21 protein-coding genes are annotated in these 26,765 nt (G+C 74.9%); 13 read left to right on the forward strand and 8 right to left on the reverse strand.

Features of this window, described 5'->3' with window-relative positions; translation table 11 throughout:
* Positions 1 to 124: 124 nt before the first annotated feature.
* From ACR9E3_RS27160 to ACR9E3_RS27175, 4 genes are read left to right on the forward strand one after another with little or no spacing between them, the layout of a single operon-like run.
* Positions 125 to 1,111, forward strand: a complete 987-nt coding sequence (locus ACR9E3_RS27160) for a branched-chain amino acid ABC transporter permease (RefSeq protein ID WP_460383912.1) — start codon at positions 125 to 127, stop codon at positions 1,109 to 1,111.
* On the forward strand, positions 1,108 to 2,286 hold the full coding sequence (locus ACR9E3_RS27165) for a branched-chain amino acid ABC transporter permease (RefSeq protein WP_460383914.1): 1,179 nt from the start codon (positions 1,108 to 1,110) through the stop codon (positions 2,284 to 2,286). Before ACR9E3_RS27160 ends, ACR9E3_RS27165 begins: the two co-directional genes overlap by 4 nt.
* Positions 2,283 to 3,230, forward strand: coding sequence for an ABC transporter ATP-binding protein (locus ACR9E3_RS27170; RefSeq protein ID WP_460383916.1), 948 nt, complete (start codon positions 2,283 to 2,285; stop codon positions 3,228 to 3,230). The genes ACR9E3_RS27165 and ACR9E3_RS27170 overlap by 4 nt, the downstream gene beginning before the upstream one ends.
* Positions 3,227 to 3,946: an ABC transporter ATP-binding protein gene (locus tag ACR9E3_RS27175; RefSeq protein WP_460383918.1), complete on the forward strand. Its 720-nt coding sequence runs from the start codon at positions 3,227 to 3,229 to the stop codon at positions 3,944 to 3,946. The genes ACR9E3_RS27170 and ACR9E3_RS27175 overlap by 4 nt, the downstream gene beginning before the upstream one ends.
* On the opposite strand, the gene ACR9E3_RS27180 is transcribed toward ACR9E3_RS27175, so the two are convergent.
* From ACR9E3_RS27180 to ACR9E3_RS27190, 3 genes are all read right to left on the reverse strand, one after another.
* Positions 3,850 to 5,469: an FAD-dependent monooxygenase gene (locus ACR9E3_RS27180; RefSeq protein WP_460383919.1), complete on the reverse strand. Its 1,620-nt coding sequence runs from the start codon at positions 5,467 to 5,469 to the stop codon at positions 3,850 to 3,852. The genes ACR9E3_RS27175 and ACR9E3_RS27180 overlap by 97 nt on opposite strands.
* 46 nt (positions 5,470 to 5,515) lie before the next feature.
* Positions 5,516 to 8,296, reverse strand: coding sequence for an ATP-binding protein (locus ACR9E3_RS27185; protein WP_460383920.1), 2,781 nt, complete (start codon positions 8,294 to 8,296; stop codon positions 5,516 to 5,518).
* 213 nt (positions 8,297 to 8,509) lie between these two features.
* Positions 8,510 to 8,965: a PaaI family thioesterase gene (locus ACR9E3_RS27190; RefSeq protein WP_460383921.1), complete on the reverse strand. Its 456-nt coding sequence runs from the start codon at positions 8,963 to 8,965 to the stop codon at positions 8,510 to 8,512.
* A 161-nt stretch (positions 8,966 to 9,126) separates the two neighbouring features.
* On the opposite strand from ACR9E3_RS27190, the gene polA reads away from it, so the two are divergent.
* Positions 9,127 to 11,814, forward strand: coding sequence for a DNA polymerase I (gene polA, locus ACR9E3_RS27195; RefSeq protein WP_460383937.1), 2,688 nt, complete (start codon positions 9,127 to 9,129; stop codon positions 11,812 to 11,814).
* On the opposite strand, the gene ACR9E3_RS27200 is transcribed toward polA, so the two are convergent.
* The 3 genes from ACR9E3_RS27200 to ACR9E3_RS27210 form a co-directional block, all read right to left on the reverse strand.
* On the reverse strand, positions 11,811 to 12,134 hold the full coding sequence (locus tag ACR9E3_RS27200) for a hypothetical protein (RefSeq protein WP_460383922.1): 324 nt from the start codon (positions 12,132 to 12,134) through the stop codon (positions 11,811 to 11,813). The two genes, polA and ACR9E3_RS27200, sit on opposite strands and share 4 nt — an antisense overlap.
* 122 nt (positions 12,135 to 12,256) lie before the next feature.
* Complete coding sequence (locus ACR9E3_RS27205) at positions 12,257 to 12,943, reverse strand: hypothetical protein (protein WP_460383923.1); 687 nt, start codon at positions 12,941 to 12,943, stop codon at positions 12,257 to 12,259.
* Between the two features lie 12 nt (positions 12,944 to 12,955).
* Positions 12,956 to 13,366: an ester cyclase gene (locus ACR9E3_RS27210; protein ID WP_460383924.1), complete on the reverse strand. Its 411-nt coding sequence runs from the start codon at positions 13,364 to 13,366 to the stop codon at positions 12,956 to 12,958.
* Positions 13,367 to 13,510: 144 nt separating this feature from the next.
* Between ACR9E3_RS27210 and ACR9E3_RS27215 the strand changes: the two genes are divergently transcribed.
* The 7 genes from ACR9E3_RS27215 (at position 13,511) to ACR9E3_RS27245 (ending at position 22,799) form a co-directional block, all read left to right on the forward strand.
* Positions 13,511 to 16,225: a helix-turn-helix transcriptional regulator gene (locus ACR9E3_RS27215; protein ID WP_460383925.1), complete on the forward strand. Its 2,715-nt coding sequence runs from the start codon at positions 13,511 to 13,513 to the stop codon at positions 16,223 to 16,225.
* A 102-nt stretch (positions 16,226 to 16,327) separates the two neighbouring features.
* Positions 16,328 to 17,815 carry a flavin-containing monooxygenase gene (locus ACR9E3_RS27220; protein ID WP_460383926.1) on the forward strand — a complete coding sequence of 496 codons (1,488 nt, stop codon included), beginning with the start codon at positions 16,328 to 16,330 and terminating at the stop codon, positions 17,813 to 17,815.
* A gap of 5 nt (positions 17,816 to 17,820) precedes the next feature.
* The gene (locus tag ACR9E3_RS27225) at positions 17,821 to 18,720 is read left to right on the forward strand and encodes an NAD(P)-dependent oxidoreductase (RefSeq protein ID WP_460383928.1); all 900 of its coding nucleotides are present in this window, start codon (positions 17,821 to 17,823) and stop codon (positions 18,718 to 18,720) included.
* A gap of 420 nt (positions 18,721 to 19,140) precedes the next feature.
* A complete protein-coding gene (locus tag ACR9E3_RS27230) occupies positions 19,141 to 21,423 on the forward strand; it encodes a sensor histidine kinase (protein ID WP_460383929.1) in 2,283 nt (760 codons plus the stop codon).
* Positions 21,420 to 21,839 carry a roadblock/LC7 domain-containing protein gene (locus ACR9E3_RS27235; protein ID WP_460383930.1) on the forward strand — a complete coding sequence of 140 codons (420 nt, stop codon included), beginning with the start codon at positions 21,420 to 21,422 and terminating at the stop codon, positions 21,837 to 21,839. The genes ACR9E3_RS27230 and ACR9E3_RS27235 overlap by 4 nt, the downstream gene beginning before the upstream one ends.
* Complete coding sequence (locus ACR9E3_RS27240; RefSeq protein ID WP_460383931.1) at positions 21,836 to 22,216, forward strand: DUF742 domain-containing protein; 381 nt, start codon at positions 21,836 to 21,838, stop codon at positions 22,214 to 22,216. The genes ACR9E3_RS27235 and ACR9E3_RS27240 overlap by 4 nt, the downstream gene beginning before the upstream one ends.
* On the forward strand, positions 22,197 to 22,799 hold the full coding sequence (locus tag ACR9E3_RS27245; protein WP_460383932.1) for a GTP-binding protein: 603 nt from the start codon (positions 22,197 to 22,199) through the stop codon (positions 22,797 to 22,799). The genes ACR9E3_RS27240 and ACR9E3_RS27245 overlap by 20 nt, the downstream gene beginning before the upstream one ends.
* 17 nt (positions 22,800 to 22,816) lie before the next feature.
* On the opposite strand, the gene ACR9E3_RS27250 is transcribed toward ACR9E3_RS27245, so the two are convergent.
* Complete coding sequence (locus ACR9E3_RS27250) at positions 22,817 to 23,794, reverse strand: GNAT family N-acetyltransferase (RefSeq protein WP_460383934.1); 978 nt, start codon at positions 23,792 to 23,794, stop codon at positions 22,817 to 22,819.
* Positions 23,791 to 24,603, reverse strand: coding sequence for a class I SAM-dependent methyltransferase (locus tag ACR9E3_RS27255; RefSeq protein WP_460383938.1), 813 nt, complete (start codon positions 24,601 to 24,603; stop codon positions 23,791 to 23,793). The genes ACR9E3_RS27250 and ACR9E3_RS27255 overlap by 4 nt, the downstream gene beginning before the upstream one ends.
* Before the next feature lie 527 nt (positions 24,604 to 25,130).
* On the opposite strand from ACR9E3_RS27255, the gene rpsA reads away from it, so the two are divergent.
* A complete protein-coding gene (gene rpsA / locus ACR9E3_RS27260) occupies positions 25,131 to 26,651 on the forward strand; it encodes a 30S ribosomal protein S1 (RefSeq protein ID WP_460383935.1) in 1,521 nt (506 codons plus the stop codon).
* The last annotated feature ends 114 nt before the right edge of the window (positions 26,652 to 26,765 follow it).

Genomic DNA, 26,765 nt, shown 5'->3' on the forward strand with positions numbered 1-26,765 from the left:
CGGCGGGGCGGACACTGCCGTCCCGCACCTTTCCCGTGCCCGCCGCCGGCGGGCGCCCGACGCCCCCGGGGAGCGCGTCATCCCGTCTTCCGTTCTCGACCTCGCCGCGCTGCACGCAGCGCCGTTGATCGTGCACGCCGAGCCGTGGATCAACTTCGACGTCGGCCTGTTCTTCGACAGGTTCTGGGCGAACACGATCAACGGCCTCGCCTACGGCAGCATCTACGCGCTGGTGGCCCTGGGGTACACGCTGGTCTACGGCGTGCTCCAGCTGATCAACTTCGCGCACTCGGAGATCTTCGTCCTCGGGGTGTTCGGCACCTACCTGACGTTCCTCGCGCTCGGCTTCGAGCCCGGCGCGCTGCCGAACCTGCCGCTGCCGGCGATCATCCTCGACCTGGTCCTCGCGGGGCTCGTGGCGATGGCCGTGTCCGGCGCGGCCGCGGTGGGGCTGGAGCGGGTCGCCTACCGGCCCCTGCGGCGACGCAACGCGCCCCGCCTGGCGTTCCTCATCACCGCCATCGGCGCGTCGTTCGCGATCCAGCAGGTCATCCGCATCTGGCGGGGGTCGAACCCCGAGGGCACGATCCGCCTCGTCCCGCCGTCGCCGGTCTTCACGATCTTCGGCGCCACGGTGACCAACCTGCAGATCGTCATCATCCTGGCCTCGCTCGCCATGTTCGTGGTCGCGGACCAGTTCGTGAACCGCAGCCGCCTCGGGCGCGGCATCCGCGCGGTGGCCCAGGACCCGGCCACCGCGACACTCATGGGCGTCAACCGCGAGCGCGTCATCATGATCACGTTCCTCGTCGGCGGCCTGCTCGCCGGCGCGGCGGGGCTCTTCTACCTCATGACGATCCCGCAGGGGGCGGTCTACAACGGCGGGTTCCTGCTCGGGATCAAGGCGTTCACCGCGGCCGTGCTCGGCGGCATCGGCAACCTGCGCGGCGCGCTGCTGGGCGGGCTGATCCTCGGCATCGTCGAGAACTACGGGCAGAGCCTGTTCGGCGGCGACTGGCGCGACGTCGTCGCGTTCGTGCTCCTCGTGCTGGTCCTGATGTTCCGGCCGACGGGCATCCTCGGGGAGTCGTTGGCGAGGTCGCGGGCATGACCTCCACGAGAGAGCGGATGACCACCGTCTCGCACTGGTGGAACGCGCAGAGCCGGGCGGCGCAGTGGGGCTACATGGTCCCGGTCGTCGTCTTCCTGCTGGCGCTGCCCGTTCTGAACCCGCCGATCATCACGACCGAGCCCTACACCGACTTCCCGATCTCGCTGTTCAACGCGGCGGTGTTCGCGCTCATCGCGATCGGGCTCAACGTCGTCATCGGGCAGGCCGGCCTGCTCGACCTCGGCTACGTCGGCTTCTTCGCCATCGGCGCCTACACCGCGGCGCTGCTGTCCAGCCCGGACTCCGAGCTGGGCGTGCGCTACCCGTGGCTCGTGATCGTGCCGATCGCCATGGTCGTCACGATGATCTCCGGGGTCATCCTCGGGACCCCGACGCTGCGGCTGCGCGGCGACTACCTGGCGATCGTCACGCTGGGCTTCGGCGAGATCGTCCGGCTGCTCGCCGACAACGTCGACCCGCTGCGCGGCAACCGCGGGTTCCAGAACATCGCCCGGCCCGGCGGCGACTTCCCGGACGGCACGCCGATCTTCAGCCAGACCGACGCGCTCGGGTTCTACTGGCTCGCGGTGATCATCATCGTCATCGTCCTGCTGTTCATGGGGAACCTCGAGCGCTCGCGGGTCGGGCGGGCGTGGATCGCCGTGCGCGAGGACGAGGACGCCGCCGAGCTCTCCGGCGTCCCGACCTACCGGTTCAAGATCTGGGCGTTCGCCATCGGCGCCGCGGTCGGCGGTCTGTCCGGGACGCTGTTCGCCGCGCAGGTCGGCTACGTCAACAACCAGCGCTTCGACATCACGACCTCGACGCTCTACCTCGCCGCGGTCGTGCTCGGCGGGCAGGGCAACAAGGTCGGGGTCATCGTCGGCGCGTTCCTCGTGTCGTACATCCCCGACCGGTTCCAGTTCGAGCCGACCTACCGGTTCCTGATCTTCGGTGTCGCCCTGATCATCCTGATGATCTTCCGTCCGCAGGGGCTGCTCGGCATGCGCCAGCACCTCCTGGCCTACGGTCGCGAGGCGTACCAGAAGCTGTTCGGAGCCGGGGCGGCCGTCGCGCCGAGCGGGCTGACGGCGTCGTCGCGCGCCCGTGGTGACCTCGCCGAGGCCGAGCCGGACGACCACGCCGGCACCTCACCGCGGGGAGGTGGGGAATGAGCGAGCCGACGCGGCTGGACGGTGACCCGGGCGAGGGCATCCTCTCCTCCCTCGAGCACATGGACGCCGCCGAGCGGGCCGAGCACGACGCGGCGGTCGCGTCGTCGGTCGCGCCCGTGCGCGTCTCCACCGTCGCGCAGGGCGAGACCCTGCTCGCGGTCGACGGCCTGACCGTGCGGTTCGGCGGGCTCACCGCGCTCGACGACGTCACCTTCGACGTGAAGCGCGGCGAGATCCTCGGCCTGATCGGCCCGAACGGCGCCGGCAAGACCACCTGCTTCAACATCATGACCGGCGTCTACCGGCCGACCTCCGGCGACGTCCTGCTCGAGGGCCGCTCGCTCGCGCGGATGAAGCGCTACCGGATCATCCAGGAGGGCGTGGCGCGGACGTTCCAGAACATCCGCCTCTTCGGCGCGATGACGGCGCTGGAGAACGTCGTCGTGGGCACCGACGCCCGGCACCGGACCTCGATCCCCGGTGCCCTGCTGCGCCTGCCGCGCCACCGCCGCGAGGAGCGCGAGGGCGTCGAGAAGGCGATGGCGCTGCTGGAGTTCGTCGGCATCGCCGACCGGGCCGCCGACAAGGCCACCGCCCTGCCCTACGGCTACCAGCGCCGCCTGGAGATCGCCCGCGCGCTCGCGACGGAGCCCAAGCTGCTGTGCCTGGACGAGCCCGCGGCCGGGTTCTCGGCCACGGAGAAGGACGCGCTCTCCGAGCTCATCCTCAGGATCCGGGACGACGGGTACACCGTGGTCATCGTCGAGCACGATATGCGCGTCGTCCTCGGCGTCACCGACCGCCTCGTCGTGCTCGACTTCGGCCGCAAGATCGCCGACGGCGCGCCCGACGAGGTCCGGCGCGACCCGGCGGTGATCTCGGCGTACCTGGGCGGCGCGATCGACGAGGTCACGCCCGCGACCGCGGGGGAGGAGGACGGATGAGCCTGCTCGAGCTGGAGGACGTGCACGTCGCCTACGGCCGCATCCAGGCCCTGCGCGGGATCTCCCTGCGCGTCGAGGAGGGCCAGATCGTCGCCCTCATCGGCGCGAACGGCGCCGGCAAGTCCACGACGATGCGCGCGATCTCGGGGATCCTCGGTCTCCAGTCCGGCGCGATGCGCTTCGAGGGCGAGGACCTCACGTCCGTGCGCGCCGACCTGCGCGTCAAGAAGGGCATCAGCCAGGTACCGGAAGGCCGGGGGATCTTCCCCGGGATGACGGTGGCCGAGAACATCGACATGGGTGCCTACCTGCGCTCGGACCGGCGCAGCCCCGAGTTCGCCGCCGACCTGGAGCGGGTCTACACGCTGTTCCCCCGGCTGGCGGAACGCCGCTCCCAGGCCGGCGGCACGCTCTCGGGCGGCGAGCAGCAGATGCTCGCCATGGGCCGCGCGCTCATGGCGAGGCCGCGGCTCCTGCTGCTCGACGAGCCCTCCATGGGCCTCGCGCCGCAGTTCATCGCGCAGATCTTCCGCGTGATCGAGGAGATCAACCGCGAGGGGACCACCGTGCTGCTCGTCGAGCAGAACGCCACCCAGGCTCTCGGCCTCGCCCACGAGGCCTACGTGATGGAGACCGGCGAGGTCACCCGCTCCGGCACGGGCGCGGAGCTGCTCGCCGACCCGACGGTCCAGGACGCGTACCTCGGCGTGAGCTGACGGCGCCCGCGCCCGAGCGCCAGGGCGACCGCGTCGCGCAGGGCCTCGACGGGGTCGGAGACGGCGGCGTCGTGGCGCCAGGCCACGTAGCCGTCGGGACGCACGAGCACGGCGCCGCCGCCGGTGAGGCGGTAGGCCCGCGCGAGCCGGCCGTCGGGGTCGTCGAGGTGCGGGGCCGCGAGGCCCAGCGCCGCGGCCGCGGCCCGCCACGTCGCGTCGGCCGTCACGAGCGTGAGCCGGCCGTCCCAGAGGTCGAGCGTCGAGCGGCGACGCCCGTCCACGCGGGTCCACACGTGCGGGGCGCGCTCGCCGGGCGCCGCGGCGAGGTCCGCCGGGGCGACGAGCCCGTCCCCGGCACCGTCGATCACGGCCGAGGCGTACCGGGTCCCGAGGTCGCCGACGACGCCGTCGGACGGGTCGGTCTCGCCGGGGCGCGCCGAGCGGCGCGCGTTGCGCTCGCCGACCGGCCGCCGCTCGGCGACGTAGCTCGCGAGCAGCGCCTCGGCGGCGTCGCCGCGCGCGGCCCAGGCCAGCTTCCAGCCGAGGTTGTGCCCGTCCTGCACGGCGGTGTTGAGGCCGACGGCGTTGACCGGGGTCATCCGGTGCGCCGCGTCGCCGACGAGGAACGCCGCGCCCGCCCGGGAGGCCGTGGCGAGCTCCGCGTCGAGGTCGAAGACGGCGGTGCCGAGCAGGTCCGGCGCGAGGTCCGGGATCCCGGTGGCGATGCGCAGCAGGGCGGTCCAGTGCTCGTCGTCGACGGGGAGGTCGGCGTCGGTCGGGCACGGGCGGGCGTAGCCCCAGCGGTCGGTGCCCGCGTCCTCGCCGAACGCGATGATCAGCCCGGTGGCCTCCCCGCAGGTCAGGGAGTACAGCGCGTGGCGCCGCTCGCCGATCGCCGCCGAGAGGTCCGCGCGGAACAGCATCTGCACGTGCCGCCCGATCCCGCCGAGGGGTGTCGTGTCGATCCCGAGCGCCGCGCGCACGCGGCTGCGCGGGCCGTCGGCGCCGACGACGAACCGGCTGGTCACCGTCGTGGTGGCCCCCGTCGACCGGTCGACGACCCGCGCCCACGCGCCGGCGTCGTCGACGGCGAGGTCGGTGAGCTCGGTGTCGAACCGGACGTCGACCCCGGCGCGGCGGGCGGCGGCGAGCAGGATCGGTTCCAGGTGGTCCTGGGCGCAGCAGGCCGGGAAGGTCGGGCTCACCGCGAGCGCCTCGCGGGGCAGGGGGAAGCCGAGCGGGTTCTCGGTCATGTCCGGGTCGTCGAGGGTCGTTCCGAACAGGGCGCGGGGGACGACGTTCGAACTGGCGGCGCGCACCGCGTCACCGACGCCCCAGCTCCGGAAGATCTCCATCGTGCGGGTGCTCAGCCCCGAGGCCCGCGGGTGGATCGAGGTGGTGCGATGTCGTTCGACGACCACCACCTGCGCGCCGTGGCGCGCGGCGGAGATCGAGGTCGCGAGGCCGGCCGGGCCGGCGCCGACGACGAGGACGTGGGTCTGGTGGTGCTCGTGGTCGCTCATGGCATCGAGGGTCGCGACACCGGGGCCCGCGGCGGATCCGTGCTGACTACGGAACTACCGCGGCGCGCTCCGCCCAGCTCCGTAGCCCGGCGCGGTCGGTGGTCCCGGTCTTGGCGAGCAGCCGGGCGACGTGGGACTCGACGGTGCGCGCGGACAGGTGCAGGCGCGCGGCGATGTCGGCGTTGGTGCGGTGCTCCGCCACGAGGGCGAGCACCTCGGCCTCGCGGGCGGTGACCCCGAGCCGCCGCAGGTCCGGGGCGACCCCGTCCCCGGAGCGCCGGGTGGGGGCGCCGGCGGCGCGCAGCAGGTCACGGCACGTCCGGGCGAGCGCGCGGGCGCCGGCGTCGTCGCCCTGCTCGTGGACGGCGAGGTCGGCGCGCAGGGCGGGCACCGGGTCGCCCCAGCCGTCGCGCACCGCGGCGTCGAGGACCACCGTCCGCAGCAGCCGGTGCCACCACGGCCAGTCCGCGAGCACCGCGGACGCCTCGGCGGCGAGCGCGACCGCCTCGTCGGCGCGTCCCGCGCGCCCGGCGGCGATCGCGTCGGCGAAGACCAGGGCCGCGCGGTTGGGCACGGCGATCATGACGTGGTGGCCCCGCACGAGGGCGCGCGCCTCGGCGTCGCGGTCGCCGACCGCGGTACGCAGCAGGGGCCAGAGCCCGTAGAGCGGGATGGGTGCGGCGCTGCGGTGGGCCAGGACCGCGGGGACCGCGCGGTCGGCGAGGGCCGTCGCCCGTGGCAGGTCGTGGGCGAGCAGCGCCGTCAGCGCCGTCACCAACGGACCGGTCACCGCGACGTCGGCGGGGAGGTCCGGGCGGGACCGGGCCGCGGCGAGCAGCGTCTCCGCGCCGGCCGGGTCCCCGGTCAGCGCCGTCGCCGCGGCCGCGAACAGCTCGGCGGTGCCCTGGAGCGTGCCGAGGCGCAGGCGGCCGAGCTGGTCGATCGCCGGGACCAGGATCGCCAGCGCCGCGCGCGGGCCGTGGACGTGCAGGGCGGCGTCGGCGCGCAGCAGGTCGGCCTGGGCGGCCCGGGCGAGCATGCCGTGGCGCTCGGCGAGGTCGCGGGCGCGCGTGAGGTCGGCGGTCGTCGCGTCCCCCAGGGTCATCCGGCGCGCCCCGAGGGAGAACAGCGCCTCGACCAGCCAGGGTGTCAGGCCGTGCTCCGCCGCGGCCCCGACCGCCCGGCTGACGAGCGCGTCGCCGTCGACGTCGTCGACCGTCACCGCGCAGCGGGCCAGGACGAGGAGGGCCTCGCAGAGGGTGGCGGCGGCCTCGGTGGTGGCGTCGGTGACGAACGCCCGGTCCGCGGCGTCCACGGCCTCGCGGGCCCGCGCGGTGGCGACGATCGTGTCGCCGGACCCGAACGCCGCGTCGGCGGCGAGCACGAGCGAGCGCGGGTCGTCGGGGCGGGCGGCGCGGGCGGCCCGCTCGCCGGCCTCGGCGTACCGGCCGCCCAGCACGGCCGCGCGGGCGAGGCGCAGGCACAGGTCGGCGTGCTCGTCCCCGGTCACCTCGCCGGTGGCGAGGGCGGCGTCGCCGACGGCCAGGGCGGCGGCGGCCTCGCCGCGCAGGGTCAGCACGCGCACCCGGGCGGCGGCCACCCGCCCCGGCGCCGTCCCGAGCGCCTCGGCGCGCCGCAGGAGCTCGTCGGCGTGGCCCAGGGCGCCCCGGTCGGCGTCGTGGCGGGCGAGGTCGAGCAGGAGGTCGGTGGCCCGGGCGTGGTCGCCCGCGTCGGCGTGCAGGGCGGCGGACGCCTCCCGGTCGCCCGGGCCGTCGCGGGTCTCGAGCGCGGCCGCGAGCCGGGCGGCGACGGCCGCGCGGTCGGGTGGGAGGAGCGCGGCGAGGACGGCGTCGCGGGTGAGGGCGTGGCGCCAGGTCAGGCGGCCGTCCACGACCGCGAACAGGCCGCTGGCCGCCCCCGCCCGCAGGGCCGCGAGGACGGGCGCCTCGTCGAGGTCGGTGGCGGCGGCGAGCAGCCGGTGGTCGGGGTCCCCGGGCGCGACCGCGGCCGCGTCCACCACCGCGCGAGCGCCGGCGGGCAGGCCGTCGAGACGGTGCGCGACGAGGCCCGCCCAGCTCGCCGGCACCGTGCCGGACTCCGCGTCGAGCAGCTCGCGGACCAGGAACGGCAGCCCCTCGGAGCGCCGGAGGAGCTCGCCGACACGCGGCGTGTCCGCGTCGCGCGCGAGCACCGCGACGGCGTCGGCGTCGAGGCGCCGCGGGCGCAGGACGGTGACGTCGGGGTGCGCGTTGAGCGCGGTGCCGCCGGGCTCGTCGTCCCGGGCGGCGAGGGCGAGCAGCAGCGGCGCGCCGGCCACGGCGCCCGCGAGGTAGGTGAGCAGCGCGAGGGTGTCGGCGTCGGCCCAGTGCAGGTCGTCGAGCACGAGCACCCCGCCGGTGTCCCCGTGGAGGGCGGCGAGCAGCGCGAGCACGCCCTCGCCCAGCACGACGGCCGGGTCGGCGACGGGGCCGGCGGGGAGATCCGGCGCGTCGTCCTCGACCGCTCCCGGGACCAGCCGGGCGAGGGCGGCGCGGAAGGGGCGCAGGCGGGCGGTCGCCGGCAGCGGCCCGGCGCGCAGCGGACGGGCGAGGGCCTCGGCGACGGGGCGGTAGGCGCCGCCGCCGGGCACCGCACGGCCCGCGAGGACGGGGAGCCCGGCCGCGGCGGCGACGTCCGCGACCTCGGCGAGCAGCCGCGACTTGCCGATGCCCGCCTCGCCGGTCACCAGCAGCGACCCGCCGGTGCCGTCACCCAGCGCGGCGACGTGCTCGCGCACCGCCGCCCGTTCGGCCTCGCGGCCGACCAGGGGGACGCGCGGACCGGGCACGCGCCCCATTGCACCGCGCCCCGGGCCCTGCTGACCAGGGACGACGGGCGTGGTGCAGGAGGGAGCGAGGGGCGCCTTCGCTGCGTGCGAGGCAGTGAGGGACGCCTTCGCCGCGTGGGGCGCGCCGGTCGGCCGGGGAGCGAGGGGCGCCTTCGCTGCGTGCGAGGCAGTGAGGGACGCCCTCGCTGCGAAACCCCCGTGGGCGCCCGTCGATCAGCTCCCGGACCCCGGCGGGCGGGAGCGGTAGACGCAGGTGAGCTTGGCGGTGCACACGCGACGCTCCTGCTCGTCGGTGATCACGATCTCGAAGGTGCCGATCGTGCGGCCCACCGACAGCGGCGTGCAGACGCCGGTGACCTTCCCGTCCAGCGCGGACCGGTGGTGGGTGCAGTTCAGCTCGAGGCCCACCGGCAGGCGCTCCGGCCACCCGTGCATCGCGGCGGCGGTGGACCCGAGCGTCTCGGCCAGGACGCCGTTGGCGCCGCCGTGCAGCAGGCCGAACGGCTGGCGGTTGCCGGCGACGGGCATGGTGCCGACGACCCGGTCGGCCTCCCACGAGACGATCTCGATGCCCATCCGGGCGGCGAGCTGTTCGTCGGGGTACTGCACCTCGATCTCGGGCACCGCCACCGACTCGGGGGCGGACTCGGACGCCGGCGAACTGGTCATCCCCGCAGCGTAGGGCGGTGCCCGGAGCGGGGCCGCCCGGGCGGGCCGGGTGTGTCGGGGGTCGCGCCTAGACTCGCCGCGTGGCTCCGACCAGCACCGAGACCAGCCCTGCCGAGCAGCCCGCACCCACCCCGGACGCGCCGGCGGGCGGGCGAGCACGCCTGCTGCTGCTCGACGGGCACTCGCTGGCCTACCGGGCCTTCTTCGCCCTGCCGACCGAGAACTTCAACACCACGACGGGGCAGACGACGAACGCCGTCTACGGCTTCACGTCCATGCTCATCAACCTCCTGCGCGACGAGGAGCCCACGCACGTCGCGGTGGCGTTCGACGTCTCGCGCCAGACGTTCCGGGCCGAGACGTACGCGGCCTACAAGGCCAACCGCAGCGCGACGCCGGACGAGTTCCGCGGCCAGATCGACCTCATCAAGGACATCCTGGCCACGCTCGCGATCCCGGTGCTCGCGGTCGAGGGCTACGAGGCCGACGACCTCATCGCCACGCTCACCACGCAGGCCGTGGCCCAGGGCATGTCGGTGTCGATCTGTACCGGCGACCGCGACGCGTTCCAGCTCGTCTCCGACGACGTCACGGTGCTCTACCCGCGCAAGGGCGTGTCGGATCTCGTGCGCTACACGCCCGAGCAGGTCATGGAGCGCTACACGCTCACCCCGGAGCAGTACCCCGACTTCGCGGCCCTGCGCGGCGACCCGAGCGACAACCTCCCGAGCATCCCGGGGGTGGGGGAGAAGACCGCGCAGAAGTGGATCCGCGAGTTCGGTTCGCTGGACGCGCTGGTCGACCGGGTCGACGAGGTGCGGGGCAAGGCCGGCGACGCGTTGCGCGAGCACCTCTCGTCGGTGGTGCTCAACCGCCAGCTCACCGAGCTCGTCCGCGACGTCGACGGCATCGGCATGGGGCCCGAGGACCTCGCGGTGCGCCAGTGGGACCGCGACGCGGTGCACCAGCTGTTCGACCAGCTCGAGTTCCGGGTCCTGCGCGAGCGGCTGTTCTCCACGCTCACCGCGGCCGAGCCCGAGGCCGACGAGGGGTTCGAGGTGCGCGGCGCCGCGCTCGAGACGGGTGCGGTGGCCGACTGGCTCGCCGACCACGCCCGCGACGGCAGCCGCGTCGGGCTGTCGTTCCGGGGGCACTGGGCGCACGGCAGCGGCGATCTCGAGGGCATCGCCCTCGCGGCCGCCGACGGCGAGTCCGCCTACCTCGCCGTCGAGGCGCTCGACGAGGGCGACGAGAAGGCGCTGGCGGCCTGGCTCGCCGACGTCGACGTCCCGAAGGCCGGCCACGAGGTCAAGGGGCCGAGCCACGCGGTGCGTGCCCGCGGCTGGCGGCTCGAGGGCGTCACCAGCGACACCGCGCTCGCGGCCTACCTCGCGCGCCCCGGCGAGCGCAGCTTCGACCTCGCCGACCTCGCGCTGCGCTACCTGCGCCGCGAGCTGCGGGTCGAGGAGGGCAGCTCCAGCGAGCAGCTCACGCTCGACGGCGGCGAGGAGGAGGCCGACGCGGCGCTCGCGCAGGCCGAGATGCTGCGCGCCCGGGCGGTCACCGACCTGGCCGACAAGCTCGACGCCGACCTCGCCGAGCTCGGCGGCACCGCGCTGCTCACCGAGCTCGAGCTGCCGCTGCTCGCGGTGCTGGCCGACCTCGAGGCCGCGGGGGTGGCGGTCGACGTCACCGCGCTGCACGACCTCGAGTCCCAGTTCGGGGCGCGGGTGCAGGCGGCCGCCCAGTCGGCGTACGACGTCATCGGCAAGGAGATCAACCTCGGGTCGCCGAAGCAGCTACAGGTGGTGCTGTTCGACGAGCTCGAGATGCCGAAGACCAAGCGCACGAAGACCGGCTACACCACCGACGCCGACGCGCTGCAGACGCTCAACGAGTCGAACCCCCACCCCTTCCTCGAGCACCTGCTGGAGCACCGCGACGCCACGCGGTTGCGGGTCACGGTCAAGGGCCTGCTCGACGCGCTGTCCGACGACGGCCGCATCCACACCACGTTCAACCAGACGATCGCGCGCACCGGGCGCCTGAGCTCCACCGAGCCGAACCTGCAGAACATCCCGGTGCGCACCGCCGAGGGCCGCCGCATCCGCGACACCTTCGTCGTGGGGTCCGACTCCGCCGACGGCGCGTTCTCCGAGCTGATGACCGTCGACTACTCGCAGATCGAGATGCGCATCATGGCGCACCTTTCGCGCGACGACGCGCTGATCGAGGCGTTCCAGTCCGGCTACGACTTCCACTCGGCCACGGCGGCGCGGGTGTTCGGGGTCGCCGAGGACGAGGTCGACCCGGCCCAGCGCGCCAAGATCAAGGCGATGAACTACGGGCTCGCCTACGGCCTGTCCGCCTACGGACTCTCCGCCCAGCTCCGGATCTCCACGGACGAGGCGAAGGAGCTGATGGAGGAGTACTTCACGCGCTTCGGCGGGGTGCGCGACTACCTGCAGCAGGTCGTCGCCCAGGCCCGCAAGGACGGCTACACCAGCTCGATCCTGGGCCGCCGCCGCTACCTCGCCGACCTCACGAGCGACAACCGCCAGCGCCGCGAGATGGCCGAGCGCATGGCGCTCAACGCCCCGATCCAGGGCAGCGCGGCCGACATCATCAAGGTCGCGATGCTCGGGGTGCACCAGGCGCTGCGCGACGAGGGCCTGCGCTCGCGCATCCTGCTCCAGGTGCACGACGAGCTCGTGCTCGAGGTCGCCGCCGAGGAGAAGGAGCAGGTCACCGAGCTCGTGCGCCGCGAGATGGGCGCGGCCTTCGAGCTCGACGTGCCCCTCGAGGTGTCGGTGGGCTTCGGGCGCTCCTGGGACCAGGCCGCGCACTAGCCCCCGTCGTCCGCCCCGGCCTCCTCGTCCTTCGCATCCGCGGCGATCGTCATCGGCTCGTCGCCGCGCCGGTACTGCTCGGCGTCGAACAGCAGCTGGTGCCCGCACAGGTAGCAGCGCACGGCGACGAGGTACTCGATCGTCTCGTCGGCGGCGGCCGGCTGGAGCCAGCTGCGGGATCCCCGCCCCCCGACGTGGAGGACGCGCGGACGGGCGAGCACCTGCAGCTCGCCGCCGTCGCAGACCGGGCACGACGACAGCCCGAGGCGGGTGAGCGCGGCCGTGACCTCGCGCAGGAAGCTGCGTCGCCAGCGTGCCATCGCGCGATCGTGGCGCACCGTGACCCGGGTCCGCCCCCCGGGGACCCGGGCCCGGTCGGCCCCGGCCGCTGGTTACTGGCTGGTATCGCTCGCCAGGCGAGCGACACCAGCCAGTAACTGCCTCACCGCACCGCTTCCGTCGCGACGCCCGACGCCGGCTCCGCGGATTCCGCGAGCCCCCCGCGGAGCGCGAGCACGATCCCCAGGCCCGCGAACCAGGCGAGCGTCAGCACGGCGCCCAGATAGAGGTTCATCGGCCCGCCCGGCGCGAGGAACCCCGTCCGCCCGAACACCGTGATCGTCTCGACGATCTGCTCGGCGAGCGCCACCACGCCCAGGACCGTGAGCCAGCGGGGGAGGGCGAGCGCCCCGCGCGCCGAGGCCGCCACGACCGGGGCGAGCATCGTCACCGTCGAGCCCGTGAGGACCGGACCCCAGAACGCGGCGACGTCGAGGAGGGCGCGGGCGGTGCCCGCCTCGAGCATCCCCTGGTGCGCCGAGAGCGCGCCCCAGATCCAGCCCATGACGGCGGTCTCGGCGACGAAGGTGACGCCGCCGAGGAAGTACACGTCCCGGTACGGGCGCGGCAGCCGCTCGCGGACGAGGGCGACCGAGACGCCGGCGACCGGCGCGAACAGCGTGAGGCACCAGACGTAGGTGCGGACCGCCGTGCCGTGCGCGGCGAACCATGCGACGACCTCGTCGCCGGCCGCGGTGGCGTCGGGCGGAGTGCCGAGGGCGCCCGCGGCCGCGACGTAGAGGACGACCGAGGCGACGGTCGTGGTCAGCAGGACCGTCGAGGAGCGCATCGTCGACACCCCTCAGCCGTCGAGGAGCCCGAGCTGGCCGAGCATGTCGTAGGCGTCCCAGTAGAAGTGGGTGCTCGCGATGCGGCCGTCGCGCAGGACGTGGATCCCGGCGAACGGCACCGACACGGATCGCCCGGTGGCCGGGATCGGCGACCCGTCCGGGCCGGCGAGCGGACCGGTGTTCGTCCCCTCGAACCGGGACTCCTCGACGAGGACGTCGCCGTGGACCACCGCCCGGTCGACGATCACGCGGTTGTCCGGGAAGCCGGCCATGTTCTCGTCCCAGAACTCGAGCACCGCCTCGTGGCCCTTGCCCCCGAATCCCGGTGCCACGAGCTCGGCGTCGTCGGTGTAGCAGTCGCGGTACGCCACGCGGTCGCGGTCGTTCCAGAGTCGTGTCGCCACGTCCAGCAGGTCGGCCATCGCCGACACCCCCTCCTGATCACCCGGACCCGTGCCCGGTATCGGTCACTCTGGGTGAGCCGAACGGGCGGAACATCTGCCGAGTGGCAGACCCGGGCCGCGGATCGGGTGACGGGTGGTGGTCGCCGGAGCAGACTCCCCGTCATGACCGAGGGGGTGCGGTCGCGTCCGGCTGTGGCCGCGGCGCCGTTCGTGGGCCGCGACGACGAGCTCGCGACGCTGCGGCGGCTCTGCGCCGCCGACCGGCTGGTCACCGTGCTCGGGCCCGGCGGGAGCGGCAAGACGCGGCTCGCGTCCGAGGTGCTGCCGACCGTCGCCCCCGTCGTGCTGGGGGTGGTCGAGCTCGCGACGCGTGTCCCGGGCGACGACCTCTGGTCGGTCGTGCTCGCGGCGTGCGACCTGCGTGACGACCCCGCCGCGAGCCCGGTGGACCGCCTCGCCCACCGCATCGGCGACCTCGCCGGTGAGCGCGACGCCCTGCTCGTGCTCGACAACTGCGAGCACGTCCGCGACGCCGTCGCCGAGCTCGCCGGCGCGCTGCTGTCCCGGGCACCCCGCGTGCGCATCCTGGCCACCAGCCGGCTCTCGCTCGGCGTCCCGGGGGAGACGACCCTCCCGGTCGAGGGTCTCGCCGTGCCCGCGGCGACGGCCCTCTTCCTCGACCGGGCCCGCCGGGTCCGGCCGGACCTGCCCGACGCCGAGGAGACCACCCGCCGCGCCCGCCGGATCGCGATCGCGCTCGACGGACTCCCGCTCGCGCTCGAGCTCGCGGCCGCGCGCGCCCGGGGCCTGCCGCTGCGGGTCATCGAGGACGGCACGGCCCACCGCCTCGCGTTCCTCGACGCCGGTCCGGCCGGCGGGGCCCGCGAGCCGCGGCACCGCTCCCTGCAGGCGTGCCTGTCCTGGAGCACCGCGCTGCTCACCGACCGCACCCGGGCCGGCCTCGCCGCGCTCGCGGCGGTCGAGGGTCGGTGCTCGCTCGACGCTGCCGTGGCCGCGGTCGGACCGCCGCGGGCGCCCGGCGAGGCCGACGCGGTCGCGGTGATAGAGGAGCTCGTCGACCACTCCCTCGTGCGGTTCGCGCCCGACGACGGCGGCTCCTACCTCGTGCTCGAGACCGTGCGGGAGCACGCGCGCGAGCTCGTCGCCGACGAGAGGCGCCGGGCCCTCGCGAGGCTCACGCCCTGGGTGGCCGCGCTCGCCGCCCGTGCCCGTCCCGCCCTCGAGCGCGCGGACCTCGACGTGCTGGCCCGCCTCGACGGCGACGCCGCGGCGATCCGCGCGGTGCTGTCGCCCACCGACGGGCGTGCCGGCGCGGTGGCCGCCGACGTCGTCGCCGATCTCGCGTTCTGGTGGTCGCTGCGCGGACGGTGCCGCGAGGGGCTCGACCGCGCCGCGCGGCTCTCGGCCGCCCGCGCGGACGCCGGGGAGCCCGTCGGGGACCGGCTGCGCTGGGCGCACGCCTTCCTCGCCCTCTACGGCGGCGACGTCGAGACGGGCCTCGGCCTCGCGGTCGCCGTCGCCGAGGACCCGGCGGCCGCGGACGACGTCCGCGGCCGGGCGATGATCCTGCTCGGGATGGCCCAGGGGTTCGACGATCCGGCCGGCGCCGCCCCGGTGCTCACCGGTGCCGCCGAGCTGGCGCTCGCGGCGGGGGACCGGTGGGGCCGGGTCGAGGCCCTCCAGGTCCTCGCGTACACCCATCTCTGGCTCGGTGACGCCGCGGCCGCGCTCGCCGCCGCGGACGCCGCCCGGCCCGCCCTCGACGAGCTCGGCCACCACCAGCTGCGGGCGTGGGACGACGCGATACGCGCCGAGGTCGCGAGCCTGCGGGCCGACGTGGCGGAGGCGCTCGCCCACGGGCGCGCGGGGCACGCGCTGGCGGTCGGGATCGGCGAGCCCCTGAGCGCGACCTGCGCGCTGCTGCCCGCGGTGCGGGCCCTGTGCCGGACCGGTCGGGTCGACGAGGCCGCGGGCCTCGTCCGGGCGCACGGACCGTTCCTCGACGACCACCCGGGCCTGGGGGCGGTGGAGGCCCTCGACGCGTGCCGCGCCCACGTGGCGCTGTGGTCGCACCCGCCCGGCCCGGTCGACGCCCTGGCCGGATCGCTCGAACAGTGGGCGGAGCAGGGCCTCACGCTCATCGCGGCCGAGGTCGGCGGCGTCCTCGCGGTGGCCCTGCTCGCCGCCGGCAACCCCGGTCGCGCGCTCGCGCTCGCCGACGCGGCCCGGACACGGGCGCACGACCGGGGCGCCCGGGAGCTGGGAGTGGCCGCCGGCCTGGCGCACGCCGCGGCCCGCCGGGCCCAGGGCGGTGACGTCGCCGCCGACGCGCACGACGCCCTCGCGGCGGGGCACGAGGGCGGCTTCACGATCCAGGTGCTCGACGCCCTCGCGCTGGTCGCCGGCGTCGCCCTCGACGCGGGGCACGTCACGACCGCGCTGCGCCTGCACGCCGCGCTGGAGACGGCCCGCCGCGCCCGCGGGCTCGCGGTGTCCCCGCTGGCCCGGGCGGTGCTCGCCGGCGGGACGGTCGACACGGCCGCCGCGACGCTCGACGAGGCGGAGCGCGAGCGGGCCCTCCAGGAGGGCTCGTCCCTCGACCTCGACGGCGCCGTGGCCTACGCGCGCCGCGCGCGGGGAGCGCGCGGCCGGCCGCGCAGCGGCTGGGACAGCCTGACCCCGACCGAGCGCGACGTCGTGGTGCTCGCCGCGCGCGGGCTGCGCAACCAGGCGATCGCCGACCAGCTGCTCATCGGCACCGGCACGGTCCGGACCCACCTGCGGCGGATCTTCACGAAGCTGGACCTCACGTCGCGCAGCGAGCTCGCCGCCGCGGCCGCCCGGCGCGGGATGTGAGCCGGACGGGCCGTACTGGTACTGGTACGTGAGGCGGCACGGAGCGCAGCGGAGCTGCCGCGCCGGAGGCGGGCGCCAGAACCACGCGCTACGGTGGTACGCGTGAGTACCGAGCACCTCGACGTGGTCATCGTCGGCGCGGGCCTGTCCGGGATCGGCACGGCGTGCCACCTCGAGCGCGACCTGCCCGGCACGAGCTACGCCGTGCTGGAGGCCCGCGAGGACCTCGGCGGCACGTGGAGCCTGTTCCGCTACCCGGGCATCCGCTCGGACTCCGACATGCACACGCTCGGCTACCGCTTCCGGCCCTGGAGCAGTGCGACGGCGCTCGCCGACGGCCCGTCGATCCTGTCCTACGTCCGGGACACGGCGGCGGAGTTCGGGGTCGACCGGAAGATCCGCTACGGCCACCGGGTCACCCGCGCGTCGTGGGACTCCGGGGCCCAGCGCTGGACCCTCGAGATCCCGGGTCAGGCTCCGCTGACCTGCTCGTTCTTGCTGATGTGCTCGGGCTATTACCGCTACGACCACGGCTACACGCCCGACATCGCCGGCCTCGACCGCTTCGGCGGGACGGTCGTGCACCCCCAGCTCTGGGATCCGGACCTCGACCACGCCGGCGAGCGCGTCGTCGTCATCGGCAGCGGCGCGACGGCGGTGACGCTCGTCCCCGCGCTGCTGGAGGGCGACCGCGCTGCCGCCCACGTCACCCAGCTGCAACGCTCGCCGAGTTACGTGCTCTCGATCGGGCGCACCGACCCGGTCGCCGAGACGTTCTCGCGGTGGCTGCCGCGGGCGGTGGCCGACCCCCTGACGCGTGTCAAGAACATCGCCCAGATCATCGCGCTCTACCAGATCAGCCAGCGCTTCCCCGGGTTCGTGCGCGGTCTGCTGCGCAAGGCCACGCAGGCCGCGCTGCCCGAGGGCTACGACGTCGACACGCACTTCAACCCGCGCTACGACCCGTGGGACCAGCGGATGTGCATGGTCCCGGACGGCGACCTGTTCCGGGCGATCCGTTCCGGTCGGGCGGAGGTCGTCACCGACACCATCGACACGGTGACCGAGACCGGCATCCGCCTGACGTCGGGCCGCGAGCTCCCGGCGGACGTGATCGTCACGGCCACGGGTCTGACGCTCCAGATGTTCGGCGGCGCCGAGATCGTCGTCGACGGCGAGCCGGTGCACCTGCCCGACACCATGGCCTACAAGGGCATGATGCTCTCCGGGGTGCCGAACCTCGTCTACATGATCGGCTACACGAACGCCTCGTGGACGCTCAAGGTCGACCTCGTCGCCGAGTACGTCGTCCGCCTGCTGCGCCACCTGCGTGACCGGGGGCTGGGGACAGCGGTTCCCGAGCGCGACCCGGAGGTGGGGGAGGCGCCGTTCCTCGACTTCGGCGCCGGCTACGTCCAGCGCTCGATCGACGAGCTGCCGAAGCAGGGCACGCGCGCGCCCTGGCGCCTCGCGATGAACTACGCGATCGACGCCGTCGCCCTGCGCCGCAGCCGGGTCGACGACGCGGCGATGCGCTTCGTCCCGGCGGGCGAGCGCCGCCTGCCGCAGGACGAGCGCGCCGCCGGGTGAGGCCCGTGGAGCCCGTGGAGCCCGTGGAGCCCGTGGACCCCGAGGCCCCCGTCGGCACCGTCGGCACCGTCGGCGTCCTCGCGCCGGGGGCGATGGGCGCGGCGCTGGGCGACTGCCTCGCGGCCGGCGGCCACCGGGTGCTGACGAGCCTGGCGGGCCGCTCCGCGGAGACCGTCGCGCGCACCACGCTCGAGGACGCGGGCACCCTGGCCGACCTCGTCCGCGCGGTGGACGTCCTGATGCTGGTCGTGCCGCCGGGCGCGGCGCGGAGCGCCGGGTGGGATGTCGCCGCCGCCTGCGGCGCGACCGGCGCCCGGCCGCTCGTGGTCGAGCTGGACGCGGTCGCCCCGGCCACCGTCACCGCGATCGCGGCGGACCTGCCCGGCGACCTGGTGGACGGTGCGATCTCCGGTCCGCCGCCCCGCCCGGAGAGCGGGGCGCCGACACGGGTCTTCCTCTCCGGTGCCCGCGCGGCGGAGGTCGCGGCCCTCGCGGCCCCCGGCGTGCGCTGGATCGAGCTCGACGGGCCGGTGGGCGCCGCCAGCGCGGCCAAGATGTGCACGGCCTCGGTGCGCAAGGGGTTCCAGGCGCTGCTGGTGCAGGCGCTCGTCACCGCCGACGAGCACGGCGTGCTGCCCGCCGTGCTCGAGGACGTCCGCCTCGACTTCCCCGACGCCGGGATCGTCCCGGCGGCCGTCGCGGCCACGAAGGCCTGGCGCTTCGTCGACGAGATGACCGAGATCGCCGCCACCCAGGAGGGCGCCGGCCTCACGCCCGCCCTGGCCGACGGTCTCGCCGCCGTCTACCGCGACCTCGCCACGAGCGCCTGGGGTGGCCGCCGGCCCGACGAGGTCCCGGCCGACCTCGACGACACGAGCGGGCTGCGGCCCGGCGACGCGGTCTGAGGCCCTCCGCAAGGTCACCGGAGAGTCACGGACCGTGACCCAGCAGTCGGCCCGGGCGAGATGAGCCGACCGGCGCAGCCGCGAGGGCCGCACGCCGGGGCGCACCGCGTCGATGGCCCGGGGCGGACCCACCACCGGTCGACGCACCGACTCTTTCGGAGCCTTTTTCCGGCGTTCCTCCGCTCGATCTTCGTCTCGGCCGGACGGTCCAGGCGACAGCCTCCGAGCGGGTGATCTCATTTCCGTCGTCCGGACGCGAACGACGCCGGATCTATAGCGCTCCGTGAGATCCGACGCCACTCATCGGTCATTTCGACCGGGGTGGTCTCGTTCGCCGACCAGACAACGAGGACGCTGCGTGTACGGTTCCGCCGTTCCTCATCCGGACGGCGACTTTCGTAGGGACGGTGAAGCGCCCGCATGGCCCGTGTCCTGGACTACCTCCCCCACGGAGACATGGTCGACGATGCGTCCTGGCTGCGGCGTCATCGATTCCTGCTCACGGTGCTGGTGACCCTCGCGCCCCTGCTCCTGGTCTTCGGGCTCCTGGTCGGCAACACGCTGCTGCTCGCCGGCCTGGTCGCCCTGGTCCCGCTGGTGGCCGCGGCCGGCGGACGGTTCGTGCCGGGCCGGCTGGCCGGCGAGATCTTCGTGTCCGCCGGTCTGTCGGCGGCGTGTGCGGGCCTCGTCATCCTCTCCGGCGGGTACATCGAGGCGCACTTCTCGTTCTTCGTGATCATCGGCTTCCTCATGCTCTACCAGAGCTGGGTGCCGTTCGCGGTGAACATCGGCTTCACCACGCTCTCGCACGGGCTCGGCACGCTGCTGGTGCCGACGCTGTTCTTCAACCACCACGCCGCCCAGCACTCCCCGTGGCTGTGGTCGCTGATCCACGGTTTCGCGGTCCTGCTCGCCTGCGCGGGCGTCGCGATCTTCGTGAAGATCACCGAGGACGAGCAGCGCCGTCGCATCGAGCTCACGAAGGAACTGCACGAGCAGAAGGTCCGCCAGCAGGAATTCACGTCGGGCCTGCTGCTGAACCTCGCGCGGCGGAACCAGAGCATGTTCCACCGGCAGCTGGACATCATCAACGACCTCGAGGAACGCGAGCGCGACCCCGACGCGCTCGCGGACCTGTTCCGGCTCGACCACCTCGCGACCCGCGTGCGCCGCAACGCGGAGAGCCTGCTCGTGCTCTCGGGCGAGCAGCCCGCCCGCGTGTGGTCCGAACCCGTGGCGCTGCGCGACGTCGTGCGCGCCGGCGTGGCCGAGACCGAGGACCTCGACCGCGTGACCCTCGTCGTCGACGAACGTCCCAAGATCGTGGGCAGCACGGTCGCCGACCTGACCCACATGATCGCGGAACTGGTCGAGAACGCCGCGCGGTACTCGCCGCCGTCCGCACCCGTCGTGATCCAGACGCGCAGCTACCACCGCGCGCCGGGCTCCCAGCTGCTCGTCATCGAGGACACCGGCATCGGCATGCCGCCCCCGGAGCTCGCGGCGGCCAACGAGCTGCTGGCCGACCCGCAGGAGGTGGACGTCTCGGCGGCGGCCCGCCGGCTCGGGTTCCACGTCGTCTCCCGGCTCGCCGAGCGTCACGGCATCCAGGTCTCGCTCACGCCGACCCCCGGGTGCGGCGTCACCGCGGTCCTGATGCTGCCCGCCGCGCTCTTCGCCGACTCCATGGCGTCCCAGCCGACCGTGCCGGCCGTCGGCGGGCGCGGGCTCGAACGGGTCCCCGCCTCGGCCGTCCCCGCGCCACGGCGCGGGTCGGCCGACAACGGCCACGTCGCCCCCGACCGCGCGACGGACGCCCGGCCGCCCAGCGGCCCGATCGCGCTCGACGGCCGCCACTCCTGGCCGGGGGTCGGCGGCTCCGACGGTGCCGACGACACCGGCGGGTCGGGCGCGGAGACGCCCCGGCGCGGGGCCCACGCCGCGCCCGGTGGGGACGAGGGTCCCGTCCCGTCGCGCGACACGGGCGCTGCCGGGGACCCCCACGACACCCTCGAGGACGTCCCGCCGGTCGGGGTGGGCGCCGACGGCACGGGCAGCACCGATGGCACCGGTGGCGACGGCGGTGGCCCCGGCGCCGCTGCCGGTCCGGGGACGGCGCCCGCCGCTGCCGAGCGGACGGCGACCCGCCGGGGCCTGATCCACCCGATCGTCGTCCCGCCTCCCGGGCCGGGCGACGCGCCCGCCGACGACGGGACCGCGGGCACCACGCCCCGTCGGGCCCCGGTCGGGCAGGCCTCGCCGGTCTCCCCGACCGGCACGGGGGAGACGCCGGCCGCGGACGACGCCCCGGGCGCTCCCACACCCCGCCGGTCCAGCGAGGACGCCCCGGCGGTCGTGGGACCGAACGGCCTCGTGCTGGCGCGGCGGCGTCCGCAGACCCACCTCGCGCCGGAGCTGATCCGCAAGACCCCCGGTATCCCGGCGGCCACCGCGCCGGGGCCGGCCGGCGGACCGGGGTCGGCATCGGGGGCGGCCGGGAACGGCGCTCCACCGGCCCGGCACGGTCAGCCGGGAGCGCGCAGCGCGATGGACGCGCTCTCGGCGTACCAGGCCAGCCGGGCCGCGGCCCGGTCGGCGATCGGCTCCGGCGGTCCCGAGGGCACCGCCGGCGCGGGCGATCCCGCCGAGCCGGTCGAGCACCACCACCCCCACCACGACAGCACCTCCGGGAGGCCGACGTGAGCGCACCGACCGACAGCGGACTGGACTGGCTGCTCTCGGAGTTCGCCGTCGGCACCCCCGGGGTGCGCCACGTCCTCGTGGTGTCCGCGGACGGGCTGCGGCTGGCGGTCAGCGACGGCGTCGACGCCCACCTCGCCGACCAGCTCTGCGCGGCGGTCTCGGGCCTCGTGAGCCTGGCGCGGGGGACGGCGACGCTGCTGGAGGCCGAGCCGGTCAACCAGACCATCGTCGAGATGGCCGGTGGCTACCTGTTCGCGACCTCGATCAGCCTCGGCTCGACCCTCGCGGTCGTCACCGACCGCACCGCCGACATGGGGCTCGTCGGCTACGAGATGACCATGCTCGCCTCCAGGGTGGGGCACGCGCTCACCCCGGGCGCCCACGCCGGGCGCACCGGGGACACGACAGCGCCGTGACCGTGGACCGCCGCCAGCGTCCGCAGACCGAGGGCGGGCGGGTCGTCCCCAACTACGCCTTCACCGCGGGCCGCACGCGCTCGACGGCGGGGACGGACATGCCCATCGAGGCGCTCGTCACCGCCACCGAGCTCGGCCTCGGCGCGGCCGCGGGCCTGCCGCCCGAGTCCCGGGCGATCGTGGAGGCCAGCCGGGAGCCCCAGTCGCTCGCCGAGATCGGCGCGCTGCTCGGGGTCCCGATCGGCGTCGCCCGGGTGCTCGTCAGCGATCTCGCCGCCGAGGACCACCTCGCCGTCCACCTGCCGCTCGTCGGGACCGATGGTCGCCCCCGGCGTGAACTCCTGGAGAGGCTGCTCGATGGACTCCGTGCACGATGACCGGGCCGGCGGGGCGGCCACCCGGGTCGTCCCCGAGCGTGACCTGCTCCCGCTGAAGATCCTCGTCGCGGGCGGCTTCGGCGTCGGCAAGACGACGCTGGTGGGGGCGCTCTCGGAGATCCCGCCGTTGTCGACCGAGCAGCAGATGACGAGCCTCTCCGACGGCGTCGACGACGTGAGCATCGTCCCGGAGAAGACGACGACCACGGTCGCCATGGACTTCGGCCGGGTCACGATCGACGACGCGCTGGTGCTCTACCTCTTCGGGACGCCGGGGCAGTCGCGGTTCTGGTTCATGTGGGACGAGCTGGTGCGCGGGGCGGTCGGCGCGGTCGTCCTCGTCGACCTGCGCCGCATCGACGACTGCTTCGCCGCCATCGACTACTTCGAGAACCGCGGCGTGCCCTTCGTGGTCGCGCTCAACGGGTTCCCGGGCACCGAGGGCGTCGACGACGACGTCGTGCGCGAGGCGCTGGCCGTGCCGCCGGGCTGCCCGATCGTGCACGTCGACGCCCGTGACGACGCCTCGTGCACCGCCGCGCTGATCGTGCTCGTCGAGCACGCGCTCGCCCGCAGCGGGTGAGGACGGGCCGAGGGAGCTCAGCGCAGCGCGGACGCGGGGCGGACCTCCCACAAGGTCCACAGCGGGCGGTAGCCGTGCCGCGGCCAGAACACGGAGGAGAGCGGGTTCGGCGGGTTGTAGTAGAGGTAGGTGCCGCGCGCGCCCGGTGGTTCGAGACCCGGCAGCGCCGCGGTGACGAGGGCGTGGCCCACCCCGTGGCCGCGCCGTCCCGGCAGCACCGAGGCGCAGTTGACGTAACCCCACCGGCCGGTCGGCAGCAGGCCCGCGAGCCACGAGCCCGTGGTGACGTCGGTGAGCCCGCACTCGAGGAGCCCGACCGCCCGCCCCTCCCGTTCGGCGAGGTGGATCGGCTCGTCGCGGGCGAAGCGCTCGCGCAGGGCCGTGCGCTTGACCGCCTCGGCGTCCGGGCGCAGGACGCTGCCGCCGACGGCGCTGGAGTAGGCGATCTCGTGCATGGCGAGCTCGAGGCACGCCGCGAGGTCGTCCTCGCGGGCGCGGCGGACGACCAGGGACGGGTCGTGCGACGCGGGGCCGGGCGGGGGGCCTGCGGGGCGGACCGCGAGCACGGCCAGCGGTACCAGCCCGTGGTCGAGGAAGGCGCGGGCGGCGACGACGTCGCGACTCGGCCACGTGACGACCGCGGCCGAGTCGGCGGCCTGCCGCACCCGAGGGGGAATCCGTCGGCGCCACTCGGCGACCAGGCCGTCGGCGCCGGCGCGTCCGGCCGCGCCGAGGACCGGGTGGAGCTCGGTGACCTCGGCCGCCGACCAGAGCAGCGGCGAGCTGCCCGGCGGCCAGCTGTGGTGGGTCAGGACGCCGGCGGCCTCACCGGCGGCGTCGTCGGCGACCACGATCACCTCACCCGGCGGGGGCGGCATCGCGGCCGGCAGGCCGGGGTCGAGCTCGGCGAACCGGGCGTGCTGCTCGTGCAGGAGGTCGGAGAGTACGACCTCGGGAGCGCGTCCCGAGGGCGTCGCCCGCGACCGGCCGATCACGGCGGCGTCCCGGTCGTGGCCGGACGCCGGCAGCAGAAGATCGCCGTGCCGGGGAACAGCGCGCCCCGCAGCGGGGACCACTGGCCCCACACCTCGTCGAGGTCGTCGGGCCACTCGGGTTCGACGATCCCCTCGAGCGCCAGCCCGGCGCCGACGACGTCGGCCACCCGGTCGGCGATCGTGCGGTGGTGCTCGACGTAGACGACGCGGCCCGCCGCGTCGACCTCCGCGTAGGGCGTGCGGTCGAAGTACGACTGGGAGACCGTCAGGCCGTCGGGGCCCGGGTCGTCGGGGAACATCCAGCGCATGGGGTGGTTGACGGCGAACACCCACGGCGCGCCGGGCCGCAGCACCCGCGCGACCTCCCGCATCACGGCCCGCGGGTCGGCGACGAACGGCACTGCCCCGAAGGCGGAGAACGCCGCGTCGACGCACCCGTCGCGCAGCGGCACCGCCCCGGCGTCGGCCTGCACGAGCGGCACCGCGGTGCCGGTGCGCCGGTCGGCCTCACGGGCCTGGCGCAGCATGCCCGCGGAGAGGTCGAGGCCGACGACCCGCGCGCCGGCGCGGGCGAGCCAGCGACTGCACGACGCCGCGCCGCAGCCCACCTCGAGGACCGTCCGGCCGCGCAGCCCGGCCGGGTCGCCGAGCAGCCGGGCGTCCGCCTCGCGCAGGCGCTCGGGGCACCACACGAAGTCCGCGTCGCCGAGGAACGCGCCGTGCTCGGCCTGGTAGTCGTCGGCGTCGGCGTCCCACCAGGCGCGGCTGGCCGCGCTGGACTCGCCGGGCCCGACCGCGCGGCGGGCGATGCCGGCGGCCCCGAGCGCTTCCTCCGCGGACGCCCTGTCCGGAGCCGCCCTGCCCGGAGCCGCCCTCTCCGGAGCCGCCCTCTCCGGAGAGGCCCCGCGGGCGTCCCCGGCCGCGTCCGCGGGCGGGGGAGGGGTCGGCACCGGGGCATCCTGACACGCCCGGACGCGGGGGCGCCCCGGCCGTCGTGGCCGGTCACGACGGAGATCGTCACCGGCGGTCCGCGGTGATCGGGGGCGCGTCAACCCTCCGGACACGGAGCAGGCGACACGCCGTGAGAACCGCCTGCGACACGCCGGGTTCTGCTGGGGGGCGACCCGATTGCCGGTCCGTGTCGGACGCGGTTACGATGAAGGTCCACGTCAGTGGTGTCTCGCCCTGTCCGCGTCCCGCCCTCCGGCGGTGGCGGCGGGTCTCGTCTCCACCTCAGCGTTCGCCGGGTCCAGCGGTGCTCGCGTCAGGTCGACGGCTCCCTGCCGTGGTGTCCCTGCACGCTCGATCTGACCATGTTCCCGGAGCCGTCCACCGTATGTCCATCGACACCCACACCGCCCCGACGACGACCAGCCCCCAGGTGGCTGTGAACGACATCGGGTCGGAAGAGGACTTCCTCGCCGCCATCGACCAGACGATCAAGTACTTCAACGATGGCGACATCGTCGAAGGCACCATCGTGAAGGTCGACCGGGACGAGGTCCTCCTCGACATCGGCTACAAGACCGAGGGCGTCATCCCCTCGCGTGAGCTGTCCATCAAGCACGATGTCGATCCCAACGAGGTCGTCGCCGTCGGCGACGAGGTCGAAGCCCTCGTCCTCCAGAAGGAGGACAAGGAGGGCCGGCTGATCCTGTCCAAGAAGCGCGCGCAGTACGAGCGCGCCTGGGGCACGATCGAGCAGCTCAAGGACAACGACGAGCCCGTCAAGGGCACCGTCATCGAGGTCGTCAAGGGCGGCCTCATCCTCGACATCGGCCTGCGCGGCTTCCTCCCGGCCTCGCTGGTCGAGATGCGTCGCGTCCGCGACCTCCAGCCCTACGTGGGCAAGGAGATCGAGGCCAAGATCATCGAGCTGGACAAGAACCGCAACAACGTCGTCCTCTCCCGCCGTGCGTGGCTGGAGCAGACCCAGTCGGCGGTGCGCAGCGAGTTCCTCAACCAGCTCGCCAAGGGCCAGATCCGGTCCGGCCAGGTCTCGTCGATCGTCAACTTCGGTGCGTTCGTCGACCTCGGCGGTGTCGACGGTCTGGTCCACGTGTCCGAGCTGTCCTGGAAGCACATCGACCACCCGTCCGAGGTCGTCGAGGTGGGCCAGGAGGTCAAGGTCGAGGTCCTCGACGTCGACCTCGACCGCGAGCGGGTCTCCCTGTCGCTCAAGGCGACGCAGGAGGACCCCTGGCGTCAGTTCGCCCGCACCCACCAGATCGGCCAGATCGTGCCCGGCAAGGTCACGAAGCTCGTGCCGTTCGGTGCGTTCGTCCGTGTCGACGAGGGCATCGAGGGCCTGGTCCACATCTCGGAGCTGGCCGAGCGCCACGTCGAGGTGCCGGAGCAGGTCGTCCAGGTCGGCAACGACGTCATGGTCAAGGTCATCGACATCGACCTCGACCGTCGCCGCATCTCGCTCTCGCTCAAGCAGGCGAACGAGGGCATGACGCCGGAGACCGAGTTCGACCCGGCCCTCTACGGCATGGCCGCCGAGTACGACGACGCCGGCAACTACATCTACCCCGAGGGCTTCGACCCGGACACCGGCGAGTGGCGCGAGGGGTACGAGTCGCAGCGCGAGGAGTGGGAGCGCCAGTACCAGGCGGCCTACGCCCGTTACGAGCAGCACATCGCCCAGCTGCAGCGCACCCAGGAGCAGGAGGCCGAGGCCGCCGAGGCGGCGCCGGCCAACTACTCCTCGGGCGGGCCGTCGGAGGGTGGCGGCTCGGACGAGGAGCGCGACGACGAGGACCCGGGCCAGGGCCCGCCGTCCCAGTCCGGCGGCGGCGCGCTGGCCAGCGACGCCCAGCTCGCGGCGCTCCGCGAGAAGCTCTCGGGCGGCTGATCGTCAGCTCCTGAGCTCGACCGACGGGCCCTCACCCCTCGCGGGGTGGGGGCCCGTCGTCGTGTGCGGGGGGTCGTTTGCAGCGAACGCGCTGTTCGCTGCTTCTAGGCGTTT

Source organism: Actinomycetospora sp. C-140 (assembly GCF_054796175.1).

What these genes read in the sequence shown, in the direction of transcription:
- ACR9E3_RS27175 (WP_460383918.1), top strand. Translation starts at nt 3,227, where the DNA reads ATGAGCCTGCTCGAGCTGGAGGACGTGCACGTCGCCTACGGCCGCATC.
- ACR9E3_RS27205 (WP_460383923.1), bottom strand. Translation starts at nt 12,943, where the DNA reads ATGCGCTCCTCGACGGTCCTGCTGACCACGACCGTCGCCTCGGTCGTC.
- ACR9E3_RS27190 (WP_460383921.1), bottom strand. Translation starts at nt 8,965, where the DNA reads ATGACCAGTTCGCCGGCGTCCGAGTCCGCCCCCGAGTCGGTGGCGGTG.
- ACR9E3_RS27215 (WP_460383925.1), top strand. Translation starts at nt 13,511, where the DNA reads ATGACCGAGGGGGTGCGGTCGCGTCCGGCTGTGGCCGCGGCGCCGTTC.
- ACR9E3_RS27245 (WP_460383932.1), top strand. Translation starts at nt 22,197, where the DNA reads ATGGACTCCGTGCACGATGACCGGGCCGGCGGGGCGGCCACCCGGGTC.
- ACR9E3_RS27165 (WP_460383914.1), top strand. Translation starts at nt 1,108, where the DNA reads ATGACCTCCACGAGAGAGCGGATGACCACCGTCTCGCACTGGTGGAAC.
- rpsA (WP_460383935.1), top strand. Translation starts at nt 25,131, where the DNA reads ATGTCCATCGACACCCACACCGCCCCGACGACGACCAGCCCCCAGGTG.
- ACR9E3_RS27200 (WP_460383922.1), bottom strand. Translation starts at nt 12,134, where the DNA reads ATGGCACGCTGGCGACGCAGCTTCCTGCGCGAGGTCACGGCCGCGCTC.
- ACR9E3_RS27170 (WP_460383916.1), top strand. Translation starts at nt 2,283, where the DNA reads ATGAGCGAGCCGACGCGGCTGGACGGTGACCCGGGCGAGGGCATCCTC.
- ACR9E3_RS27230 (WP_460383929.1), top strand. Translation starts at nt 19,141, where the DNA reads ATGGCCCGTGTCCTGGACTACCTCCCCCACGGAGACATGGTCGACGAT.
- ACR9E3_RS27180 (WP_460383919.1), bottom strand. Translation starts at nt 5,469, where the DNA reads ATGAGCGACCACGAGCACCACCAGACCCACGTCCTCGTCGTCGGCGCC.
- ACR9E3_RS27210 (WP_460383924.1), bottom strand. Translation starts at nt 13,366, where the DNA reads ATGGCCGACCTGCTGGACGTGGCGACACGACTCTGGAACGACCGCGAC.